The organism is Serratia sp. BNK-12, from assembly GCF_047456085.1.
Taxonomy (GTDB): Bacteria; Pseudomonadota; Gammaproteobacteria; order Enterobacterales; family Enterobacteriaceae; genus Serratia; species Serratia liquefaciens.
Map to the genome: position 1 here is coordinate 2,795,903 of NZ_CP179896.1, position 21,233 is coordinate 2,817,135.

The window sequence follows — 21,233 nt, forward strand, 5'->3', positions numbered from 1 at the left end:
ACCCGGCAACGCAGCTAATTCATAAGGAACTGATATGGGAATCTTTAATTATCAAGGCCTCGATGAGGCGAAGTCCAAAGCGTTATTTACCGATGCCATGGCAATTTCCACCTACGCCTATCACAATATCGATAATGGTTTTGATGAAGGCTATCATAATACCGGCTTCGGGCTGGGCCTGCCCTTAACCCTGGTCACCGCGTTGATAGGCAGCACTCAATCACAGGGGGGATTACCCGGAATCCCCTGGAATCCTGACTCGGAAAAGGCGGCGCTGGCGGCGGTAAATAACGCCGGCTGGTCATTGATTAGCGCAGATCAATTAGGCTATCAGGGCAAAACGGACGCGCGTGGCACCTATTACGGTGAAACTCTGGGCTATACCACTGCACAGGCCGAAGTACTGGGAAAATACGACAGCGAGGGTAATCTCACCGGCATCGGCATTGCTTTTCGCGGCACCAGCGGCCCGCGTGAATCGTTAATCACCGATACCATCGGCGATCTGGTCAATGACCTGCTGGCCGGTTTCGGCCCCAGTGGTTATGCCGATAATTACAGCCTGAAAGCCTTCGGCACCTTGCTGGGGGATGTGGCCAAGTTCGCCCAGTCTCACGGACTGAGCGGGGATGACATTACCATCAGTGGTCACAGCCTCGGCGGCCTGGCCGTGAACAGCATGGCGGCGCTCAGCGACGGCAATTGGGGTGGCTTCTACGCGCAGTCAAACTATGTCGCCTTCGCTTCTCCTACCCAATACGAAACCGGCGATAAAGTCATTAATATCGGCTACGAAAACGATCCGGTATTCCGCGCGTTGGATGGCACGACGCGCACTTCAGCAACGCTGGGCGTGCATGACGCACCACAAGAGTCCGCTACCAATAACATCGTTAATTTCAACGACCACTATGCCTCCACCGCCTGGAATATTCTGCCCTTCTCTATCCTCAATGTGCCAACCTGGTTATCTCACCTGCCGTTCTTTTATCAGGACGGATTGATGCGGGTATTGAATTCAGAGTTCTACTCGCTGACCAGCGAAGATTCGACGGTGATTGTCTCCAATCTTTCTGACGTTACCCGCGGCAATACCTGGGTGGAAGACCTCAACCGTAACGCCGAGCAACACAGCGGCCCAACCTTTATTGTCGGCAGTGACGGCAATGACCTTATCAAGGGCGGCGCGGGAAATGATTATCTCGAGGGCCGAGCCGGCAATGACACCTTCCGTGACGATGGCGGTTTTAATATTATTTCCGGCGGTGAAGGCCATAACACCCTGGATTTGCAACATGCATTGAAAAATACCGAGGTCGCGTACGACGGCAATACGCTCTATTTGCGCGATGCTGACGGTGGCATCACTCTGGCTAACTCGATTGGCACGCTGAAAAGCAAAGAGTCGTCACTGCTGATTTTCACCAAAGAGGTTGATCATCAGGTGACCGACAACGGATTACTTTCCACCAAGGGGTTGACCGCCTACGCCAGTTCGGCGAACGGCACCGCGGCCGATGACGTTCTGACCGCCAAGGATTCCGGCTCCTGGCTATTCGGTCTGGAGGGAAATGACCAGCTGTTTGGCGGCAAAGGCAATGACGTGTTCGTCGGAGGCGCGGGTAACGACGTTATGCACAGCCAGGGCGGCAACAATACCTTCCTGTTCAGCGGCGACTTCGGTCAGGATCTGATTTACGGCTATCAGGCCCGAGACAAGCTGGTATTTATCGGTACCGACGGCAGCAGTACGGGCGGTAATTTCCGTGATTTTGCTTCCGAGGTGAACGACAATCTGGTGTTTAATTTTGGCGGCAATACGGTCACTTTAGTCGGGATCGGATTCGATAGCCTGTCGGACGGCCAGGTGGTACTGGCCTGAACACCGGGACATTAACGTTAAAAACGGGCGGCCGAGGCTGCCCGTTTTATTGGGCCGGTTAAGGTACGTCGTAACCCAGCGCCGCTTTGCGGATGCGGAACCACTGTTGACGATCCAGCGTCAATTGCTGCGCCTTCAATGCCGAACGCACGCGTTCAATCTTGCCTGAGCCGATAATCGGCAACGGTGCCGACGGCAGACGCATCACCCAGGCGTACACCACCTGCTCGATAGTCTCGGCCCCTATTTCCTGCGCCACCGCCTGCAACTCATCACGCAGCGGCTGGAACTCGGCGTCGCTGAACAGGCGGCCGCCCCCCAGACAAGACCAGGCCATCGGCTTGATGCGTAATTGCTGGCACTGATCCAGCGATCCATCCAGGATACTCGGCTGATGAATCGGTGAAATCTCCAGTTGATTGGTCACCAGCGAGAATGGCAGCCGCGATTGCAGCAACGTAAATTGCGCCGGTGTGAAGTTGGAAACGCCGAAGTGACGCACTTTGCCACTTTGGTGCAGAGACACAAAGGCCTCGGCGACCTCATCGGCATCCATCAGCGGATCCGGACGGTGGATCAGCAACAGGTCAAGATAGTCGGTATGCAGATGCGCCAACGAACGTTCCGCGCTGTAAACAATATGCTCGCGGTCGGTGATGTAATGGCCGATGGCGTTGCCCGGTTTGGCCGTAGTGGCGATACCGCATTTGGACACCAACTCCATCGACTGGCGCAATGACGGCTTCAGCCGCATCGCTTCGCCAAAAGCCTGTTCGCAGGCATAGCCACCGTAAATATCCGCGTGATCGGCAGTGGTCACGCCCAGCTCGATATGCTGCTCAATGAACGCCAACAGCTGTTGCGGCGACATGCCCCACTCCATCAAACGCCAGTATCCGCAAATCATGCGGGAAAATTCAGGCCCCTGCGGCGCGAGTTGAATACGGTTTTCCATTATTGAAACCTCATGACAGTGTTTGATGCCAGCATACACAAGCGGGTAACGACGTGGAAAGGGGAAAGCCGCGCTAACGTGCGGCGGATCGGGTACCGGTCAAAATAGCGACGGCTGTTCGGGTAGCGGCTCATCGGGCTGTTTATTGGCTCGCTGAAGGCGCAGGAAGCGTTGGTGACACAGGCGCAGCACATCCCTTTTTTGCGCATCGCTCATTTGCATCCAGCCAAAGCGTTCTTCGCGGCTGCGCAGGCAGCCACGGCAAAAGCCTCGGTCATCGGCCTGGCAGATACCTCGGCACGGGCTGGGGATGTCAAAAAACTCAAGCTGCTGCGGCACGCGTCCTCCTGTTATCTCTTGCTAATTGAAGACGCCATCGGCGCCGCTGGCAAGTGACTTTTCGGTGTGGCGGCGAAAATAGTCGCGCAAGTAACGCAGCGCCTGGCGATTTTTCTCCGGCATCGCCCGCTCGAGCGTCATCGCATGCAGCCGTAACGGTGTCGGCCGCCATTCAGGCATCAGTTGGATTAACTCACCGCGTTGCAGCTCATCTTCTATTTCATACAGGGGTTGAATCGAGATCCCCAAACCATTGCGGGTGAAGGCGCGCATGACGGTCATGCTGTCGCTGACAATCTGCCCTTCCGCCAGACGCAATTTAAGCTGCTGGCCGCTCTGGTGATGCAAATCGAGATGCGCACCGCTGAAAGCCCCGGTGATCCATCGGTGTAGCACCAGGTCTTGTGGCGTCTCCGGCACGCCATGCTGGCTGAGATAGCGAGGAGCGGCACACAGCACCATCGGCCATTCGGCCAGCGGGTGGGCAATCATATTGGCGTCCGCCAGTTGACGATTAACTCGCAGCGCAATATCGATACGTTGATCAATCATATCGACAATCCGGTCGTCAGCCAGCACCTTCAGCGTCAGCTTGGGATGCGCCTGCAACAACGGCGCCATCGCCTCCGCTAACGGGCGACCACCGATACCGATGGTCGTCGCGATGCGCAACTCTCCCACCAGGGTATCGCGCAGTTCCGCCAGACGCTGTTCGGCCTGCTGCGCCTGAAACAACATCGCCTCACAACCGGGATAGAACGCCGCCCCCGCTTCGGTGAGCGCCAGGCGGCGTGTAGAACGGTGCAACAAGGGCACGCCAAGCGTTTTTTCCAGTGAGCGCAGGTGCTGGCTGACCGCTGACGGCGTCATTCCCAGTCGCCGGGCGGCTCCGGCTAGCGATCCTTCGGCCACCACGGTGGCGAATACCGCCATTCGATTCAGTTTATCCATGATTATGAAGTTTTACTTAATCAAGAAAGCATGAATATGGCACTAATCAACATCATTGTTAAGTACTACATTATCTATACCCGCTCGGGTCAATCTGAGCAGAAAGTTAATACTGACCCCTTTACTGACAGGAGCATAAAGATGAAAGTAGCCATTATTGGAGCAACAGGTTTTGTAGGCCGCCGCGTGCTGGATGAAGCTCTGGCACGTGGACTGCAAGTCACGGCGATTGCCCGTCAGCAAAAAGACCTGCCGGAAAACGCCAACCTGAGCATAGCGCTGGGCGACGTCGCCGACACCGAATGGCTGGCGAAACAGCTGGCCGGTCAGGATGCGGTGATCAGCGCCTATAACCCAGGCTGGGCGGAAGACAACCTTTACGAAAAAACCAGCCGCGGCGCACAGCAGATCCTGGACGCGGTTAAAAAAGCCGGCGTTAAACGCCTGCTGGTGGTGGGCGGTGCCGGCAGTCTGGAAGTCGCGCCGGGCGTTGAATTGGTGGACACGCCGGAATTCCCGGAAAATATCCGTCCAGGCGCACAAGCGGTACGCGATTTACGCAACAAACTGCGTAACGAGACTTCGCTCGACTGGACCTATTTGTCGCCAGCTGCCCTGTTGGAACCTGGCAAACGCACCGGCCAGTTCCGCCTTGGCACCACCAAACTGTTGATGAATGGCCAGGCGCCAGCCGGTATCTCGGTGGAAGATCTGTCGGTCGCCATCATCGACGAAATTGAAAAACCGCAGTTTATCAAAGCGCAATTTACCGCCGCTTACTGATATCGCATCGCCAGACCATCCCCCGGTCTGGCGACCTTTTTTCTAAACCAAAACTAAACGACTTCGCCACCATTCTGAATCTCTAAGGTTTTCTTAAGTTTCATCCTGTAAATTTCAGCGCATTACTTAATAGCAGGACTTAGATTTGGCAATGTGGTTACGTCAACGCTTACAGTGCAACAGCCTGGGTTTTATCCTCGCCAGCGCCTTGTTCTTCACTCTGTTCCAGAATGCGTTATTCCTTCATAAGGCCTGGTCGTATATCAGCTTCGATAACGTCCACAGCGTTATTTTCGCCGCCACCATGCCGGTAGTGATTTTTTGCGCGTTGAATATCATCTTCAGCGTGCTGACCGTGCCCTTCCTGCGTAAACCGCTGATGATTTTCTTCCTGCTCGGCAGCGCGGCCGCCAACTACTTTATGTTCAGCTATGGCGTGGTCATCGACGGCAATATGATGCAGAACGCCTTCGAGACCAACCCGCAGGAGGCCACGGCCCTGCTGACACCCCGCATGGGGCTGTGGCTGGTGTTGCTCGGTATTCTTCCGGCGGTGGCGGTCTGCTTTACCGATATCCGAAAAACTCGCCCCTGGTGGTACATGGCCGGGCTGCGAGCCGCCAACGTGATGCTTTCCGTGGTGGTGATCCTGATTATTGCCGCGCTGTTTTATAAGGACTACGCTTCGCTGATCCGCAATAACAAAAGCGTAGTGAAAATGCTGACGCCTTCCAACTTCGTCGCCGGCACCATCAAGTTTACCCAGCAACGCTACTTCACCCGTAACCTGCCGCTGGTGAAAATTGGTGAAGATGCGCGCAAAGGGCCGCTGATAGCCTCACAGCAAAAGAAAACCCTGGTGATCCTGGTGGTGGGCGAAACGGCGCGCGCCGAGAATTTCTCGCTCGGGGGCTACGACCGCGAAACCAACCCGCGCCTGAAACAAGACAATGTGACCTATTTTAAAAACGCCAGCTCGTGTGGCACTGAAACCGCCATATCCGTCCCCTGCATGTTCTCCAACATGCCGCGCAAGGATTACGATGCGACTCTGGCTACGCATCAGGAAGGTGTACTAGACGTACTGGCTCATGCCGGTGTTAACGTGCTGTGGCGTGAAAATGACGGCGGCTGCAAAGGCGCCTGCGATCGCGTACCGCACGTAGACATGACCAAGCTGAAATTGCCGCAGGATTGCGACGGCGATGTGTGCATGGATAATGTATTGCTGTACAAGCTGAACGACTACATCAACAGCCTGAAAGACGACGGTGTGATCGTACTGCATCAGATGGGCAGCCACGGGCCGGCCTATTACCGCCGCAGTACGTCAGAGTTCCAGAAGTTCTCACCGACCTGCGACAGCAATCAGATCCAGGATTGCACCCACGAGCAGTTGGTCAATACCTATGACAATTCGCTGCTTTATACCGACGCCATGCTGGACGACACCATCAAACTGCTGCAGCAGTACAGCGGGAAATTCAACACGGCGCTGGTGTACCTTTCCGACCACGGTGAATCATTGGGTGAAAACGGCATGTACCTGCACGGTACGCCCTATGTCTTCGCTCCAAGCCAGCAGACCCACGTTCCCTTCCTGATGTGGATGTCTGCAGACTATGAGCGCAACTTCAAGATCGATCGCCAGTGTCTGAACAATATGGCGGAAAAGGACGAAGTCTCGCAAGACAACCTGTTCCATACCCTGCTCGGCATGATGAACGTGCAAACTCGCGAGTATCAATCGCAGTTGGATATTCTGCAACGCTGCCGCAGCGGTTCATAACCGCTTAACATCTTCATCCCGCTCGGGCAAAATACCGCTCATCGCAACCGGCGTTCTTACGCCGGTTTTTTATTGCTATTGACCTAGACCGATTGGTCTATTATGCTGACAGCCATTATGACTAAACATGCGCATTGCCCGACAGACACCCGTGAACATTTGCTCGCTACCGGCGAGACGCTAAGCCTGCGCCTTGGTTTTACCGGCATGGGGCTGAGTGAACTGCTGAATACGGCCGGGGTGCCGAAAGGCTCGTTCTACCACTACTTCCGTTCGAAAGAAGCCTTTGGTGAAGCGATGCTGCAACGTTATTTCGAGCATTATGATGGGCAAATGAAACAGCTGTTTGCCGACGATAAAAGCGATGCGCGCCACCAGTTGCTGAGCTATTACGCCCAGGCAATCAGCTATCACTGCCGCAGCGAATGCCACAATGCCTGTCTGGCGGTGAAGCTTTCCGCCGAAGTGAGTGATCTGTCAGAACCGATGCGTCATGCATTGGAAACGGGAACCGCCCGGGTGATTGCTCACCTGCAGGACGCGATTGAACGCGGTATCCGCGAAGGCGCCTTGTCGATTGCCATGAGCCCGGCAGCAACGGCAGAAACGCTGTATTCACTGTGGCTTGGCGCTTCGCTGCGTGCCAAAATCCGCCGATCGGTCGCGCCGTTGACCAGCGCGCTGGAAAGTATTGAATTGCTGTTGCGTCCGCCGCAACCTTAAACGAAACACCCTGGCTTTATCGAAACCTGCCCTGTGGGGCAGTTTTATTACATTACTAGTCGACCGGTCTATTAATATAGGATGCACTATGAAGATTGAAAAGTTGTTCTCCCCGTTGAAGGTTGGCGCTATCACCCTGCCAAACCGCGTGTTTATGGCCCCACTGACGCGGCTGCGCAGCATTGAGCCCGGCGATATCCCTACTCCGTTAATGGGCGAATATTATGCTCAACGCGCCAGTGCCGGCCTGATCGTCACTGAAGCCACTCAGATTTCTTTCCAGGCGAAAGGCTATGCTGGCGCTCCGGGGCTGCACACTCCTGAGCAGATCGCCGCGTGGAAAAAAATCACCCAGGCTGTACACGATAAGAATGGCCATATCGCCGTTCAACTGTGGCACGTGGGCCGTATTTCCCACAACAGTCTGCAACCGGGCCAGCAGGCACCGGTGGCCCCTTCTGCGATCAATGCCGACACCCGCACCACCGTGCGTGACGAAACCGGCGCCTGGGTACGAGTGCCGACCTCTACCCCACGAGCGCTGGAAACCGAAGAGATCCCGGGGATCATCAACGATTTCCGTCAGGCCACCGCCAACGCGCGTGAAGCCGGCTTTGATTTTATCGAGCTGCACGCTGCGCACGGCTATCTGCTGCACCAGTTTATGTCGCCAGCGTCTAACCAACGTACCGACCAATACGGCGGCAGCATCGAAAACCGCACTCGCCTGACGTTGGAAGTGGTTGACGCGAGCATCGCCGAATGGGGTTCAGAACACATTGGCATCCGTATTTCACCGCTGGGTCCGTTCAACGGCCTGGATAACGGGGAAGATCAGGAAGAAGCGGCGCTGTATCTGGTGGAAGAGCTGAACAAGCGCAATATCGCTTATCTGCACATTTCCGAACCCGACTGGGCCGGCGGCAAGCCTTACTCCGACGCCTTCCGTGACTCGGTACGCGCCCACTTTAAAGGCGTCATCGTCGGTGCCGGTGCTTATACCGCCGAGAAAGCAGAAGAGCTGATCAATAAAGGCTTTATCGATGCGGTGGCCTTCGGCCGCAGCTATATCGCCAACCCGGATCTGGTAGAGCGCTTCAAGCAGAATGCTGCGTTGAACGAGCCGCAGCCTGCCACCTTCTATGGCGGCGGTGCAGAGGGTTATACTGACTACCCGACGCTGTAATAACGCGGAATACCAGATAAGAAAGCCCGTCGGTATGCGAATGCCGGCGGGCTTTTGTCATTTTTCGGTTCAGGGGCAATTTAACGAAGACCCAGCTTTCCCCAACGTTCGATCTCAGCGGCGTCGATATTGTTCATTATGGTGCGAAACCAAACGGTAAATTTACCAGGATCGTTTTTTATCTCCTGGGCTAATTGCCGAATATCGACCCACAACCAGCTGTGGGCCTCTTCGGGATCCTCTTGCGGTTCACCGTCAAACAAGCCCACGTAAATATGATCGAATTCGTGCTCAATTAAATCGCCTGGCACTTCCGCGCGGTAGGTAAAACTCGATACTTGCAGTAGCTCAGTGCAAAAGCCCATCTCTTCCTGCAACCGCCGCTGTGCTGCTGCCTGCGTTGCCTCTCCCCAGCGCGGGTGACCACAGCACGTGTTGGTCCATAACCCGGCAGAATGGTATTTACCGTAAGCCCGCTGTTGCAGCAGCAGTCTGCCCTGGCTATTAAATATAAAAATTGAAAACGCCCGGTGCAGTAATCCCTGCTGGTGCACCAGCGTTTTGGTTTGCGACCCCACGGAATTATCTTCGGCGTCCACCAGAATCAGCATTTCGTCCATTAATGATCTCCTTCGGCAGTAGCCATCATTCCACACGGGTAAAAACAAAAAAGCATATTAACCAGATCCAAATGTATAAATTGAGGCCATTCACCCTGAGTCTGGATCGCTATCCGACCCTGCTGTTCCTTGCGAGGGGTATAGTACCTATTTCCATCAACCATAGGGCACATACTGTGCGATTGCCATTGATAAGGTGACAATGTCACCGAAACTCTGCCACTCCCGCCCCGGCATACATTGAAATCCCTTATGCGGCAACGCTATACTGAATTTCGCTTCAATCCATCCGCCATTGGCAACGGCACATCCAATCAGAGGAATTATGCGCTTACTCCATACCATGATCCGCGTCGGTGACCTGCAACGTTCCATCGACTTTTATACCAAGGTATTAGGCATGCGCTTGCTGCGTACCAGCGAGAACCCGGAATACAAATACTCGCTGGCGTTTGTAGGCTATACCGATGAAAGCGAAGGTGCGGTGATTGAACTGACCTATAACTGGGGCACCGACAGCTACGAAATGGGCAGCGCGTTTGGCCATTTGGCGCTGGGCGTCGACGATGTCGCTGCAACCTGTGACAGCATCCGTAACGCCGGCGGCAAGGTTACTCGCGAAGCCGGCCCGGTTAAAGGTGGCACCACGGTGATTGCCTTCGTTGAAGACCCGGACGGTTACAAGATCGAACTGATCGAGAACAAACATGCTGGGCATGGTCTGGGCCACTGAGGTCGATTAAGGGCGCTTCCTGCGCCCTTATTTTTATCTGCGTGATAACCGCCTGCAACCGGGCGCAAAATTTGCCATAATGCGCGCTGCATTCGATGAAGATAAGAAACTGATGGCCGAAAAAAGTGATCTTAACGCCCTGAGTGGCCGTTTTCGTGGGTTTTACCCCGTAGTCATAGACATAGAAACTGCCGGATTTAATGCCAAAACCGACGCGCTGCTGGAAATTGCCGCCGTTACGTTAAAAATGGATGAAAACGGCTGGTTGCAGCAGGACGAGACCCTGCACTTCCACGTGGAGCCTTTTGAAGGTGCCAACCTGCAGCCTGAAGCGCTGGCCTTTAACGGCATAGACCCAAGTAACCCATTGCGCGGTGCGGTCAGTGAGCACGATGCGTTGCACGCTATTTTTAAAGCCGTGCGCAAGGGCATTAAGGATCGTGGCTGCAACCGGGCAATCATTGTGGCGCACAATGCCAATTTTGATCACAGCTTCCTGATGGCCGCCGCAGAGCGCGCCAGCCTGAAACGTAACCCCTTCCATCCATTCGCCACCTTTGATACTGCGGCGCTGAGTGGGCTGGTACTGGGGCAGACGGTGTTGGCCAAAGCCTGCATCGCCGCCAATATCCCGTTCGACAGTTCCCAGGCACATTCTGCCCTGTATGACACCGAGCAAACCGCGTTGCTGTTCTGTGAACTGGTCAACCGTTGGAAACGCTTGGGTGGCTGGCCACTGGCGGTCGAAAACACCGACTAAGACAAAAAAATCGGGCGGCCCAGTCTTCACTGGTGCCGCCCGATGGATCCCAACAATAAAACCGAGCCGATTATGGCTGCTGGTCTTCCTGCTGTTTGTACTTCTCTGCCGTTTCTTTGATCAGCTGCTGCAGTTCGCCGCGCTGATACATTTCGATGATGATATCGCAGCCGCCTACCAGCTCACCGTCGACCCACAGCTGTGGGAAAGTCGGCCAGTTGGCATATTTCGGCAACTCGGCACGGATGTCCGGGTTCTGCAGAATATCAACGTAGGCAAAGCGTTCGCCACAGGCAGACAGCGCCTGCACGGCTTGCGCAGAGAAACCGCAGTTTGGCAATTTCGGTGAACCTTTCATGTACAGCAGAATCGGGTTCTCAGCGATCTGGTGCTGAATTTTTTCAATCGTCGTCGTCATTGTATTGCTTCCTCAAGCCAAGTCTTATGGCTACAACATGCATCACACCGGCCATTGTAGCGGCTGGAACAGTCGCAAGAAAACGCCATCTTTTGCAAGGGCATTTCCCCGTAGTCAGTCGCGTCTTACCGGCAAAGCCTTTCCGGTCAAAACATATGCGCAGAATAACATTTTTAATCTGGCCATTTCACTAATATATTTTGCCATCAAAATGCGCCGTTAAATAATCCCGCCGACGGTGATTGTCGCTTTTTTATACATCAACGGATTGATTTTTCAGCAAAAAAAATGCCATTAACGTTTTCTCACAATATGGATTATCATTTATGAGTTCTTCGCTGTTTTATATGGCGAAATTCGGGAATACTGTCCTTCTTTCGATATCTGTTCCGGGGCCAAGGTTGGTAACGTCGACATGCGTTTAATTCTTACGCTTTTTGTGCTGTTGTTTACACAGCTATTCTTCAATCTGGCGCATGCTGCGCCACAGGCGCGTATTGCCGCCGAGCAACGCAAAAGCCATGTCAACGAAGCCCGACCAGATGACCGCAAGAAAAAGAAAGCGGTAAAAGCCAGCAAAAAAGCAAAAACCACCACCCCGCAGAAAACCGCCAAGGTTTCCAAAGCCAAAACGGAAAAAACCGCTAAAAAGATCGTCAGCGCCAAATCGAAAGGCAAAACTCAGAAAATAGCCAAAATCAAAGTTACCCCGCCGAAAAAGGGTTACAAAAAAGGTTATGGTCGCCACCGCGAAGCCGGGATGGCCACCGCGAAACTGGTGCGTGATGATAAACCGTTGAAGCTGACTCCAGCGCACAAAAAACGCTATCAGCACGCCAAGCAAACCGCGATGGCCAAGCTGATGGACCAAATGGGCAAGCCTTACCGCTGGGGCGGTACTTCACCAAGAACCGGTTTCGACTGCAGCGGCCTGATTTACTACGCGTATAAAGACGTGGTGAAAATCAAAATGCCGCGCACCGCCAACGAAATGTATCACCTGCGAGACGCCGCGCCGATCAAGAGAAGCGAACTGGAAAGCGGTGACCTGGTGTTCTTCCGCATTAATAACCGCGGCGTGGCAGACCATGTGGGCGTTTATCTGGGCAACGGCAAATTTATTCAGTCACCGCGTACCGGTGAAGAAATTCGGATCAGCCAGCTCGACAATGACTACTGGCAAAACCATTACATCGGCGCCCGCCGTGTAGTAACACCGAAAACCATTCGATAATTTCTTTGGCGGCTGGCTTGCCCAGCCGCTCTCCCCCGACTGATTTTCCTGCTGTCCCTAAAGCACCCAATCCTTTAGCCCGCCCCCACTGTATTTCATCGCGAAAATTGCTAAGCTAAATACCCACAATAAAAACAGGTCAATTTAAGGTCCGTTGCTTTAGCGGCGAGTTGACACTGTACAAGGAGGAAGCAATGTCGTTTGAACTGCCCGCACTACCTTATGAAAAAAATGCCCTCGAACCGCACATTTCGGCAGAAACCCTGGAATACCACTACGGCAAGCATCACAACGCCTATGTGGTCAACCTGAACAATTTGCTGAAAGGCAGCGAGTTTGAAGGATTATCCCTTGAAGCAATCATCAAGGCTTCCAGCGGCGGCATCTTCAACAATGCAGCTCAGGTATGGAATCACACCTTCTATTGGCACTGCCTGTCACCTCAGGGCGGTGGGGAACCTCAGGGCAAATTGGCTGCCGCGATCAACCAGGCTTTTGGTTCTTTTACCGCCTTCCGGGAACAATTCAGCGACGCCGCGGTGAAAAACTTTGGCGCAGGCTGGACCTGGTTAGTGAAAAAGCCGGATGGCTCGCTGGCGATTGTTAATACGTCGAATGCGGCCACGCCGTTGACTGGTGAAGACAAACCGTTGCTGACCGTCGACGTTTGGGAACACGCCTACTACATCGATTATCGCAACGCACGACCGGCCTACCTGGAAAACTTCTGGGCGCTGGTTAACTGGGCATTTGTGGAGGAAAATCTGGCGTAACGCGGGGAAAATACAACCAGGCGTAGCGAACTGCGCCTGGTTGACTGAAGAGTATCAGTTCAATGCTGCGGTGAAGCTAAAAGCGATAATCACAGCCAGCGCACCCAGGGTGGTGAACAGTGACATTTTCAAATCGGTATCCATTACAACTCCTTTTCAGATTGGGTTTCCCAAGGGTAAAAGGCACACAATTAATGTGTTAAACCATTTTCCCACAGTTGGCCGATAAAATCTTGTTATCATTTCCCAGTTTATAATACCGATTACCTCTTCCCCTTTTGCTCAATATGGGACAAAATTCGCAGTTCACAACTGTGTACCGGCAAAATGCCCCTCCTGACCAAGCGCTGACGACTTCAACACACTAAAAACTCAGTTTTCGCTTCTTTGGAGAAGGATCTACGCAGGCAAACGATTAACATCACACTTACATACTGCAACATGTGAGTTCAGGAGTCATTCTTTACATGGCAACGATTAAAGATGTGGCCAAACGCGCTGGCGTTTCCACCACCACCGTTTCGCACGTCATCAATAAGACTCGTTTCGTCGCCGAAGAAACAAAAGCGGCCGTTGGCGCCGCGATCAAAGAGCTGCACTATTCACCCAGCGCCGTGGCGCGCAGCCTTAAGGTCAATCACACCAAATCTATTGGTCTGCTGGCCACATCGAGCGAAGCACCCTACTTTGCCGAAGTGATCGAGGCGGTGGAAAACAGCTGCTACAGCAAAGGCTATACGCTGATCCTGTGCAACTCACATAACAATCTGGACAAACAACGCGCCTATCTGGCGATGTTGGCGCAAAAGCGCGTCGATGGCCTGTTAGTCATGTGTTCGGAATACCCGGACCAACTGCTCGGCATGCTGGAAGATTATCGCAATATCCCGATGGTCGTCATGGATTGGGGCGCCGCACGCGGTGACTTTACCGACACCATTATCGATAACGCCTTTGAAGGCGGCTATCTGGCCGGGCGCTACCTGATTGAACGCGGCCACCGCGATATCGGGGCCATTCCGGGCCAACTGGCGCGTAATACCGGCGGCGGCCGCCATCAGGGCTTTTTAAAAGCCATGGAAGAAGCCAATATCGACGTGCGTGAAGAGTGGATTGTTCAGGGCGACTTTGAGCCGGAATCCGGTTACAAGGCCATGCATCAGATACTGTCGCAGAAGCAACGTCCTACCGCAGTCTTCTGCGGTGGCGATATCATGGCCATGGGGGCGATCTGCGCCGCCGATGAACTTGGCCTGCGCGTACCACAAGACATATCGGTGATTGGCTACGATAACGTGCGAAACGCCCGCTACTTCACCCCGGCACTGACCACCATTCATCAGCCCAAAGAGCGTTTGGGCGAGATGGCCTTCACCATGCTGCTGGATCGCATCATCAGCAAGCGTGAAGAGTCGCAGGTGATTGAGGTTCATCCCAAGCTGGTTGAGCGCCGTTCGGTCGCTGACGGTCCGTTCATCGATTATCGCCGCTAATTATCTACGCCGGAAACTCTCACGGTTTCCGGCGTTATTCTTCATTCTTCGCTTAGCCACTCCTGATTCAAGGTTTCACTGTCTCCCAGATAATCCAGCAACCAGGCCATAGCCGGTGACGGCGTATTTTGCTGCCAGGTCAGGCAACAAGGACTGGCGGGAAATGGCTGTTGCAACTGTAGCGCCACCAGCTCCCCGCGCTGCACCAAAGGCAATACCTGATGCGCAGGCATCATACCAACGCACAACCCGGCACACAGGCAGTCCACCGCAGAAGCCCAGTCCGGCACCACCAGGCGGCGCTGGTTGTCCAACGTCCAGGTCACGCGTTTGGGCAGGTTGCGCGAGGTATCTTCCAGGCACAGCGACGGAAAGGGCCGTAGTTGATCGTCGTTCAACAGCCCCTCTATCGCGGCCAGCGGGTGATGCGGACTGGCCACGCACAACCAACGCATATCTCCCATATCGCGAAAGGCGAAACCGCCGCCCACCGGCACCGCCCTTGTGGCGCCGATCGCCATATCGGCACGACCGTCCACCAGCGCATCCCATACGCCATTAAACACCTCCGGCTGAACCAGCAATTCGACGTCGGGGAAATGGCGGTAAAAATCCAGCACCAATTGGCGACTGCGTTGGGGTTTAACGATGATATCCACCGCTATTTTCAATTGGCCCCGCCAGCCGTTAGCGACCTGTTGGCACTGTCGGCGCGTGTCGAGCATTTTTTTGATGACACCACGCGCTTCCTGAATAAACAGCACGCCCGCCGGTGTCAGTTCCACGTCGCGATGACGGCGCTCAAACAGCGGTACCGCCAGCCATTGCTCCAACTGCCTCACCGTATAACTTACCGCCGACGGTACCCGATGCAGCTCGTGCGCCGCGGCGCTGAAACTGCCGGTGCGGGCCACCGCATCGACGACATCCAGGGAATATTCAGACCACATAGCTTTGCCTTCAATTTTTTTAACAGCACCTCGCAAATATTACCGTTTCACAAGCAGAGATCCAGCCGGATACACTTGCCGGCGCTAAAAACCTGCGACAATAAAATATTAACGAGAAATACCATGCGAAATTCCTTTGGTTTTATGTTCTACCTTGCCGGCCTGAGCATGCTGGGATACCTGGCCACCGATATGTACCTGCCCGCCTTCGGCATGATGCAGCAAGATCTGCAGATTTCCGCCGGGGCAATCAGCGCCAGCCTGAGCATCTTCCTGGCCGGGTTTGCCTTTGCACAACTGCTGTGGGGCCCGCTTTCCGATCGCCTCGGCCGTAAACCGGTGTTGCTGATCGGTCTGGCGCTGTTTGCCCTCGGCTGCCTTGGCATGCTGTGGGTGCAAAATGCCGTGCAACTTTGGTCGCTGCGCTTTATCCAGGCGATTGGGGTTTGCTCCGCTGCCGTTACCTGGCAGGCCTTGGTGATTGACCGCTATCGCGAAGGCAAGGCTAACCGCGTGTTCGCGACCATTATGCCGCTGGTAGCCCTTTCACCGGCGCTGGCGCCGTTGGTAGGTGCCTGGTTGCTGAATCACATGGGCTGGCGCGCCATTTTCGCCGTGTTGCTGGGCATTACCGTGCTTCTGCTATTGCCGACGCTGCTGCTGAAAGAAAGCGCCAAAACCGTGCCTTCCGACGACAATAAGAAAAGCGCGCTCAGTTTCTTCCAACTATTAAAGTCACGCATCTTCAGTGGCAACGTTATGATTTTTGCCGCCTGTTCTGCCGGCTTCTTCGCCTGGCTGACCGGTTCACCGTTTATTCTTGGTGATATGGGGTATAGCCCGAACGACATCGGTCTGAGCTATGTGCCGCAGACTCTGGCGTTCTTATTAGGGGGCTATGGCTGTCGTACCGCATTGAACCGCATGAATGGCAACACCTTGTTGCCTTGGCTGCTGGTAGTTTATGGAGTCAGTATGGTTGCATTATATCTGGTTGCCACCCTGACTCAGCCCACGCTCACTACGTTGTTAATTCCGTTCTGCGTGATGGCGTTGGTCAACGGAGCCATTTACCCTATCGTGGTAGCCAATGCGTTGACCCCGTTCCCGGAAGGAACCGGTAAAGCTGCCGCCTTGCAAAACACCCTGCAATTAGGCCTGTGTTTTGTCGCCAGCATGCTGGTTTCGGCCTTTATCGCCCAGCCTCTGTTGGCAACGGTCACGGTAATGGTGTCGACGGTGGTATTGGCCGCGTTGGGCTATCTGATGCAACGGAGAAAGGTAATGGACGATCAACAGGCGACACGTCAGGAACATGCTAACTCCGCGTCATAATTGCCAGTATTAATAATCACTTAAAGAATATTTTTGCCGAGTGCGATTTACAGTTGAGTAAGCGCCTCGGCAAGCCTATACTCAAAAACGACCTTTAAAAATAACACTTTTATAATTTCTTTATCACTAGCAACTGTTGTGTACGCGTATGGCGTCACAGTTTTTTAAGGATTGTCTTTCCCGCGTTTCTTGCGCTGGAACCTTCTTAAAATTTTCCTCTGTTCATAGTCGGATATCAGACGCCACGGGATTCTTACCGTAGGTAAACGTATGCACCCGCAGAATTTGTCTAAGCTATTTTTTGACGGGTCATAAGTCAGAAGAAGGTGATGGAGAAGCTATGAGTTCATCGTGTATAGAAGATGTGAGCATCCAGGACAACCAATGGTACCGTATCGCTCATGAAATGCTCAGCATGGCCGGTATTGAAATAAACGGCTCGCGCCCTTTCGATATTCAGGTTAAAAATCCTAATTTTTTTAAACGCGTGCTGCAGGAGGGTTCTCTCGGCCTGGGCGAAAGCTATATGGACGGCTGGTGGGAATGCGAACGGCTGGATATATTCTTTCATCACGTGGTCCGCGCCGGTCTGGAAAAGAAACTGCCCCGCCACCTCAAAGATACCCTGCGAATTGCCGCCGCGCGATTAACCAATCTGCAATCGAAGAAACGCGCCTGGATAGTCGGCAAAGAACATTACGATCTGGGGAACGATCTCTTTACCCTGATGCTGGACCCTTATATGCAATATTCCTGCGCCTACTGGAAAGAGGCGACCACGCTGGAAGAAGCGCAGGAAGCCAAATTACGGATGATTTGCGAAAAGCTGCAGCTGCAGCCGGGTATGAATTTGCTGGATATTGGCTGTGGCTGGGGCGGGCTTTCTGCCTATGCGGCGAAAAACTATGGCGTTTCGGTGGTGGGCGTAACCATTTCTGCCGAGCAGCAAAAGCTGGCACAGGAGCGCTGTGCCGGGCTGGATGTCGAGATCCTGCTGCAGGATTACCGTGATTTGCATCTGCAATTTGACCGTATTGTTTCCGTCGGTATGTTTGAGCACGTCGGTCCGAAAAATTACCGCACCTACTTCAACGTGGTGGAACGTAATTTAAAACCGGACGGCCTATTCCTGCTGCATACCATTGGTTCGAATCGGACAGATATGAATGTTGACCCGTGGATCAACAAATATATCTTCCCGAATGGCTGCCTGCCGTCGGTTACCCATATTGCCCAGGCCAGCGAAGGGCATTTTGTGATGGAAGATTGGCACAATATTGGCGCTGACTACGATCGCACCTTGATGGCGTGGTACGAAAGATTCAAACAGGCATGGCCGCAGTTGGCCCAACGTTATTCGGATCGTTTCGAACGCATGTTCAGTTATTACCTGAACGCCTGCGCTGGAGCATTTCGCGCCCGTGACATTCAACTCTGGCAGGTCGTCTTCAGCCCGAAAGGCGTAGAAGGCGGTATCCGCGTGACGCGCTAAATATGCACAATAAAAAACCCCGGCCAATTAACCGGGGTTATTCTTATACATGACCTGCAAAAGCATCAGCCGCAATACACGCGAATGATCTTATCCTCGCTGTCGCCCAGGAAATTCAGGCGGCGCAGGTTGAAGTCCATCGTGACCGCAGAATTATACGGAATCGCACGTACCTGCGACTCAATTCGTACGCCTTCCAGCGAAGACATCGGTTTACCGACATAATTCTGGTATTGCGCCGCACCACAGGTGTCGCTATCGGCATCCACTGTAGGGTTGGCCGCGCCCTGGTCCGGCGAACTGCTACAAGCACTCAGCGCCAGCAGCGCCGTTAACATCAACGTTTTCCCATAAAACTTCACGCGATTGCTCCTCTCTGGTGGGTCGTTTGTCAGATCTTCTGCGCCAGCGCACTCGCCGCCGCCATTGCCGCTTCGCGGCTTGCCAACACCCGTTCAACGGTGTCTACCACCGCCTGCGTTTGCGGGTCGATCTCAATATTCACCTTATCACCCAGGCGTTTTTTGCCCAGCGTGGTACGTTCCAGCGTTTCCGGGATCAGATGCACGCAAAAACGGTTATTCACCACTTCACCGATGGTCAGGCTAATTCCGTCAATACCAATAAAACCTTTGTGCAGAACATATTTCATCAGTTCCGCATTCGGCATACGTAACCATACCTGACGATTATTCTCGGAGGTATAAATCTTGGCAACTTCCGCCGTGCAGATAATATGGCCGGACATCAGGTGACCGCCAATCTCATCATTAAACTTGGCCGCCCTTTCGATGTTAACCACATCGCCCAACGCCAGTTCACCAAGGTTGGTCAGGCGCAGCGTTTCTTTGATCAAATCAAAACTGACGCGGTTACCCTCTACCGCGGTGACGGTCAGGCAGCAGCCGTTATGCGCCACAGACGCACCGAGCTCCAATCCAGGCAGCAGCTCGGTAGGCATTTCTATGACGTGGGTACGGAAGTTGGATTTTTCATCAATGGCGACCAGCGGCGCGGTGCCTTGTACGATACCGGTGAACATGTGAGCCTCTTCTTTCTGAAAATGTTTAAAGCGCTTGGGGCAGTTTGCCCCAGTTGGCGAGGAAAACCAAACCCGCGGCGACAAAAAGTCTGTGCCTGCGCATTTAATAACTATTTCATCACAGCATTTGCTTAACCTCGCCGAGCGGGTACAATCTTTTTGACAAAATTCCGCTATTTTTAATTGTTGTCCTTTCGCGACGACCCTCCCCTCCATCATAAATAAATAGAAAAGGTGTATGCGTGCAGAAGTACTTCATTGAAGCGCGTAGTTTATTGGCCCTCGCAATCCCGGTAATCATCGCGCAAATATCACAAACCGCAATGGGTGTGGTAGACACCATTATGGCCGGTGCGTACAGCGCCACAGATATGGCGGCGGTTGCCGTCGGTACCTCTATTTGGCTGCCGGCCATTTTGTTCGGGCACGGCCTGTTGTTGGCGTTGACACCGGTCATCGCCCAGCTTAACGGCGCGGGCCGACGAGATCGCATTGCTCATCAGGTGCGCCAGGGCTTTTGGCTGGCGGGGGCGGTCTCGTTGCTGGTGATTATCGTGCTGTATAACAGCAAGTTCGTCATCGACTTGATGCACAATATCGACCCGCAATTGGCGGATAAAGCCGTGGGCTATCTGCACGCCATCATGTGGGGCGCGCCGGGCTATCTGTTCTTCCAGGTACTGCGCGGCCAGTGCGAAGGGCTATCGAAAACCAAGCCGGGCATGGTGATTGGCTTCCTCGGCCTGCTGGTGAATATCCCGATCAACTACATCTTTATCTACGGTAAATTCGGCATGCCGGAATTGGGTGGCGTAGGTTGCGGCGTGGCGACCGGCAGCGTTTACTGGTTTATGTTCCTGGCGATGCGTTGGTATGTGAAGCGCGCCCCGTCGCAGCGCGATATTTTGCCACACGAAGGCAGCAGCCCGCGGCCCGACTGGCCGGCAATAAGACGCCTGTTCGGCATCGGTCTGCCGGTCGCGCTGGCGCTGTTCTTCGAAGTCACACTGTTCGCCGTCGTCGCTCTGCTGGTCTCTCCATTGGGCATCGTTTCGGTGGCCGGGCATCAGATTGCCCTGAACTTCAGCGCGCTGATGTTCGTGTTGCCTATGTCGTTGGGCGTCAGCGCGACTATTCGCGTTGGCTATCGATTGGGTGAAGGATCGGTCGAAGGCGCGCGGATTGCCGCTTATTCGGCTATCGGCGTCGGTATCCTGATGGCCTGCTGCACCGCGCTGTTTACCGCCACCTTCCGCGAGCAAATCGCCCTGCTGTACAATGACAGCCCGGCGGTAGTGGCCATGGCATCACAGCTGATGCTGTTGGCAGCCATTTACCAGATCTCCGATTCTATTCAGGTGATTGGCAGCGGCGTTCTGCGTGGCTATAAAGATACCCGCTCAATCTTCTTCATCACCTTTATCGCCTATTGGGTGCTGGGTCTGCCGAGCGGGTATATGTTGGCGTTGACCGACATTGTCGTCCCGGCGATGGGGCCTAGCGGCTTCTGGATTGGGTTTATTATCGGGCTGACCTTCGCCGCCATCATGATGGCCTTGCGTATGCGTTGGCTGCAAAAACAGCCTGCGGCACTGATCCTGCAGCGCTCTACCCGCTAACTATCACCACCGGTCGGTTACGCCGACCGGTGGCTTCAGCAGCATGGATTGCAGAAAAAACCGCCGCACTGCACACAAGCGCAGCAATCGCGTGAAATACCGGATAAAATTACGTTTTTCTCCTTGCCAGCGCGCGGGTAGCTCGTTAATATTCGT

22 protein-coding genes are annotated in these 21,233 nt (G+C 54.0%); 13 read left to right on the plus strand and 9 right to left on the minus strand.

Going from position 1 to position 21,233, the window contains the following annotated elements; genetic code table 11:
* Positions 1–34 precede the first annotated feature (34 nt).
* Entirely contained in the window at positions 35–1,882 is a 1,848-nt protein-coding gene (locus ACMGG1_RS12815; RefSeq protein ID WP_414160713.1) for a polyurethanase, read from the plus strand.
* Between the two features lie 58 nt (positions 1,883–1,940).
* On the opposite strand, the gene ACMGG1_RS12820 is transcribed toward ACMGG1_RS12815, so the two are convergent.
* From ACMGG1_RS12820 to ACMGG1_RS12830, 3 genes are all read right to left on the minus strand, one after another.
* The gene (locus ACMGG1_RS12820) at positions 1,941–2,837 is read right to left on the minus strand and encodes an aldo/keto reductase (RefSeq protein ID WP_020826683.1); all 897 of its coding nucleotides are present in this window, start codon (positions 2,835–2,837) and stop codon (positions 1,941–1,943) included.
* A gap of 99 nt (positions 2,838–2,936) precedes the next feature.
* Positions 2,937–3,176: a DUF1289 domain-containing protein gene (locus ACMGG1_RS12825; protein WP_115058942.1), complete on the minus strand. Its 240-nt coding sequence runs from the start codon at positions 3,174–3,176 to the stop codon at positions 2,937–2,939.
* Between the two features lie 21 nt (positions 3,177–3,197).
* A complete protein-coding gene (locus tag ACMGG1_RS12830) occupies positions 3,198–4,127 on the minus strand; it encodes a LysR substrate-binding domain-containing protein (protein ID WP_414160714.1) in 930 nt (309 codons plus the stop codon).
* Between the two features lie 141 nt (positions 4,128–4,268).
* Here ACMGG1_RS12830 and ACMGG1_RS12835 point away from each other — a divergent pair, with 141 nt between their 5' ends.
* The 4 genes from ACMGG1_RS12835 to ACMGG1_RS12850 all read left to right on the plus strand — a co-directional run bounded on the left by ACMGG1_RS12835 (position 4,269) and on the right by ACMGG1_RS12850 (position 8,608).
* Positions 4,269–4,910, plus strand: a complete 642-nt coding sequence (locus ACMGG1_RS12835; RefSeq protein WP_020826680.1) for an NAD(P)-dependent oxidoreductase — start codon at positions 4,269–4,271, stop codon at positions 4,908–4,910.
* Positions 4,911–5,061: 151 nt separating this feature from the next.
* Positions 5,062–6,699 carry a phosphoethanolamine transferase EptA gene (gene eptA, locus ACMGG1_RS12840; RefSeq protein ID WP_128865404.1) on the plus strand — a complete coding sequence of 546 codons (1,638 nt, stop codon included), beginning with the start codon at positions 5,062–5,064 and terminating at the stop codon, positions 6,697–6,699.
* A gap of 102 nt (positions 6,700–6,801) precedes the next feature.
* On the plus strand, positions 6,802–7,422 hold the full coding sequence (locus ACMGG1_RS12845; RefSeq protein ID WP_020826678.1) for a TetR/AcrR family transcriptional regulator: 621 nt from the start codon (positions 6,802–6,804) through the stop codon (positions 7,420–7,422).
* Between the two features lie 88 nt (positions 7,423–7,510).
* Positions 7,511–8,608, plus strand: a complete 1,098-nt coding sequence (locus ACMGG1_RS12850; RefSeq protein WP_128865403.1) for an alkene reductase — start codon at positions 7,511–7,513, stop codon at positions 8,606–8,608.
* Between the two features lie 80 nt (positions 8,609–8,688).
* Here the strand turns inward: ACMGG1_RS12850 and idi are convergent, their stop codons facing one another.
* Complete coding sequence (gene idi / locus ACMGG1_RS12855) at positions 8,689–9,228, minus strand: isopentenyl-diphosphate Delta-isomerase (protein WP_414160715.1); 540 nt, start codon at positions 9,226–9,228, stop codon at positions 8,689–8,691.
* Between the two features lie 325 nt (positions 9,229–9,553).
* On the opposite strand from idi, the gene gloA reads away from it, so the two are divergent.
* Together gloA and rnt are read left to right on the plus strand one after the other, a co-directional pair.
* On the plus strand, positions 9,554–9,961 hold the full coding sequence (gene gloA, locus ACMGG1_RS12860; RefSeq protein ID WP_041414525.1) for a lactoylglutathione lyase: 408 nt from the start codon (positions 9,554–9,556) through the stop codon (positions 9,959–9,961).
* 79 nt (positions 9,962–10,040) lie between these two features.
* Complete coding sequence (gene rnt / locus ACMGG1_RS12865) at positions 10,041–10,721, plus strand: ribonuclease T (protein WP_020826674.1); 681 nt, start codon at positions 10,041–10,043, stop codon at positions 10,719–10,721.
* Positions 10,722–10,791: 70 nt separating this feature from the next.
* Here rnt and ACMGG1_RS12870 read toward each other — a convergent pair whose 3' ends face one another.
* On the minus strand, positions 10,792–11,139 hold the full coding sequence (locus ACMGG1_RS12870) for a Grx4 family monothiol glutaredoxin (RefSeq protein WP_020826673.1): 348 nt from the start codon (positions 11,137–11,139) through the stop codon (positions 10,792–10,794).
* Positions 11,140–11,554: 415 nt separating this feature from the next.
* Here ACMGG1_RS12870 and ACMGG1_RS12875 point away from each other — a divergent pair, with 415 nt between their 5' ends.
* Positions 11,555–12,373: a C40 family peptidase gene (locus ACMGG1_RS12875; protein ID WP_020826672.1), complete on the plus strand. Its 819-nt coding sequence runs from the start codon at positions 11,555–11,557 to the stop codon at positions 12,371–12,373.
* Positions 12,374–12,567: 194 nt separating this feature from the next.
* A complete protein-coding gene (gene sodB / locus ACMGG1_RS12880) occupies positions 12,568–13,146 on the plus strand; it encodes a superoxide dismutase [Fe] (protein ID WP_020826671.1) in 579 nt (192 codons plus the stop codon).
* Between the two features lie 54 nt (positions 13,147–13,200).
* On the opposite strand, the gene ACMGG1_RS12885 is transcribed toward sodB, so the two are convergent.
* Positions 13,201–13,290, minus strand: a complete 90-nt coding sequence (locus ACMGG1_RS12885; RefSeq protein WP_020826670.1) for a YnhF family membrane protein — start codon at positions 13,288–13,290, stop codon at positions 13,201–13,203.
* A gap of 323 nt (positions 13,291–13,613) precedes the next feature.
* On the opposite strand from ACMGG1_RS12885, the gene purR reads away from it, so the two are divergent.
* Positions 13,614–14,639 (plus strand): HTH-type transcriptional repressor PurR, encoded by a 1,026-nt coding sequence (purR, locus tag ACMGG1_RS12890; RefSeq protein ID WP_020826669.1) that lies wholly within the window; start codon positions 13,614–13,616, stop codon positions 14,637–14,639.
* Between the two features lie 41 nt (positions 14,640–14,680).
* Here the strand turns inward: purR and punR are convergent, their stop codons facing one another.
* The gene (gene punR, locus ACMGG1_RS12895; RefSeq protein WP_020826668.1) at positions 14,681–15,589 is read right to left on the minus strand and encodes a DNA-binding transcriptional activator PunR; all 909 of its coding nucleotides are present in this window, start codon (positions 15,587–15,589) and stop codon (positions 14,681–14,683) included.
* 123 nt (positions 15,590–15,712) lie between these two features.
* On the opposite strand from punR, the gene punC reads away from it, so the two are divergent.
* On the plus strand, positions 15,713–16,924 hold the full coding sequence (punC, locus tag ACMGG1_RS12900; RefSeq protein WP_129940460.1) for a purine nucleoside transporter PunC: 1,212 nt from the start codon (positions 15,713–15,715) through the stop codon (positions 16,922–16,924).
* A 340-nt stretch (positions 16,925–17,264) separates the two neighbouring features.
* Entirely contained in the window at positions 17,265–18,416 is a 1,152-nt protein-coding gene (gene cfa, locus ACMGG1_RS12905; RefSeq protein ID WP_046373697.1) for a cyclopropane fatty acyl phospholipid synthase, read from the plus strand.
* Between the two features lie 65 nt (positions 18,417–18,481).
* Here cfa and ACMGG1_RS12910 read toward each other — a convergent pair whose 3' ends face one another.
* Together ACMGG1_RS12910 and ACMGG1_RS12915 are read right to left on the minus strand one after the other, a co-directional pair.
* Entirely contained in the window at positions 18,482–18,778 is a 297-nt protein-coding gene (locus ACMGG1_RS12910) for an I78 family peptidase inhibitor (RefSeq protein WP_020826665.1), read from the minus strand.
* A 29-nt stretch (positions 18,779–18,807) separates the two neighbouring features.
* Positions 18,808–19,458, minus strand: a complete 651-nt coding sequence (locus tag ACMGG1_RS12915) for a riboflavin synthase (protein WP_020826664.1) — start codon at positions 19,456–19,458, stop codon at positions 18,808–18,810.
* A gap of 242 nt (positions 19,459–19,700) precedes the next feature.
* Here ACMGG1_RS12915 and ACMGG1_RS12920 point away from each other — a divergent pair, with 242 nt between their 5' ends.
* Positions 19,701–21,077, plus strand: a complete 1,377-nt coding sequence (locus ACMGG1_RS12920) for an MATE family efflux transporter (RefSeq protein ID WP_262244240.1) — start codon at positions 19,701–19,703, stop codon at positions 21,075–21,077.
* Positions 21,078–21,233 lie beyond the last annotated feature (156 nt).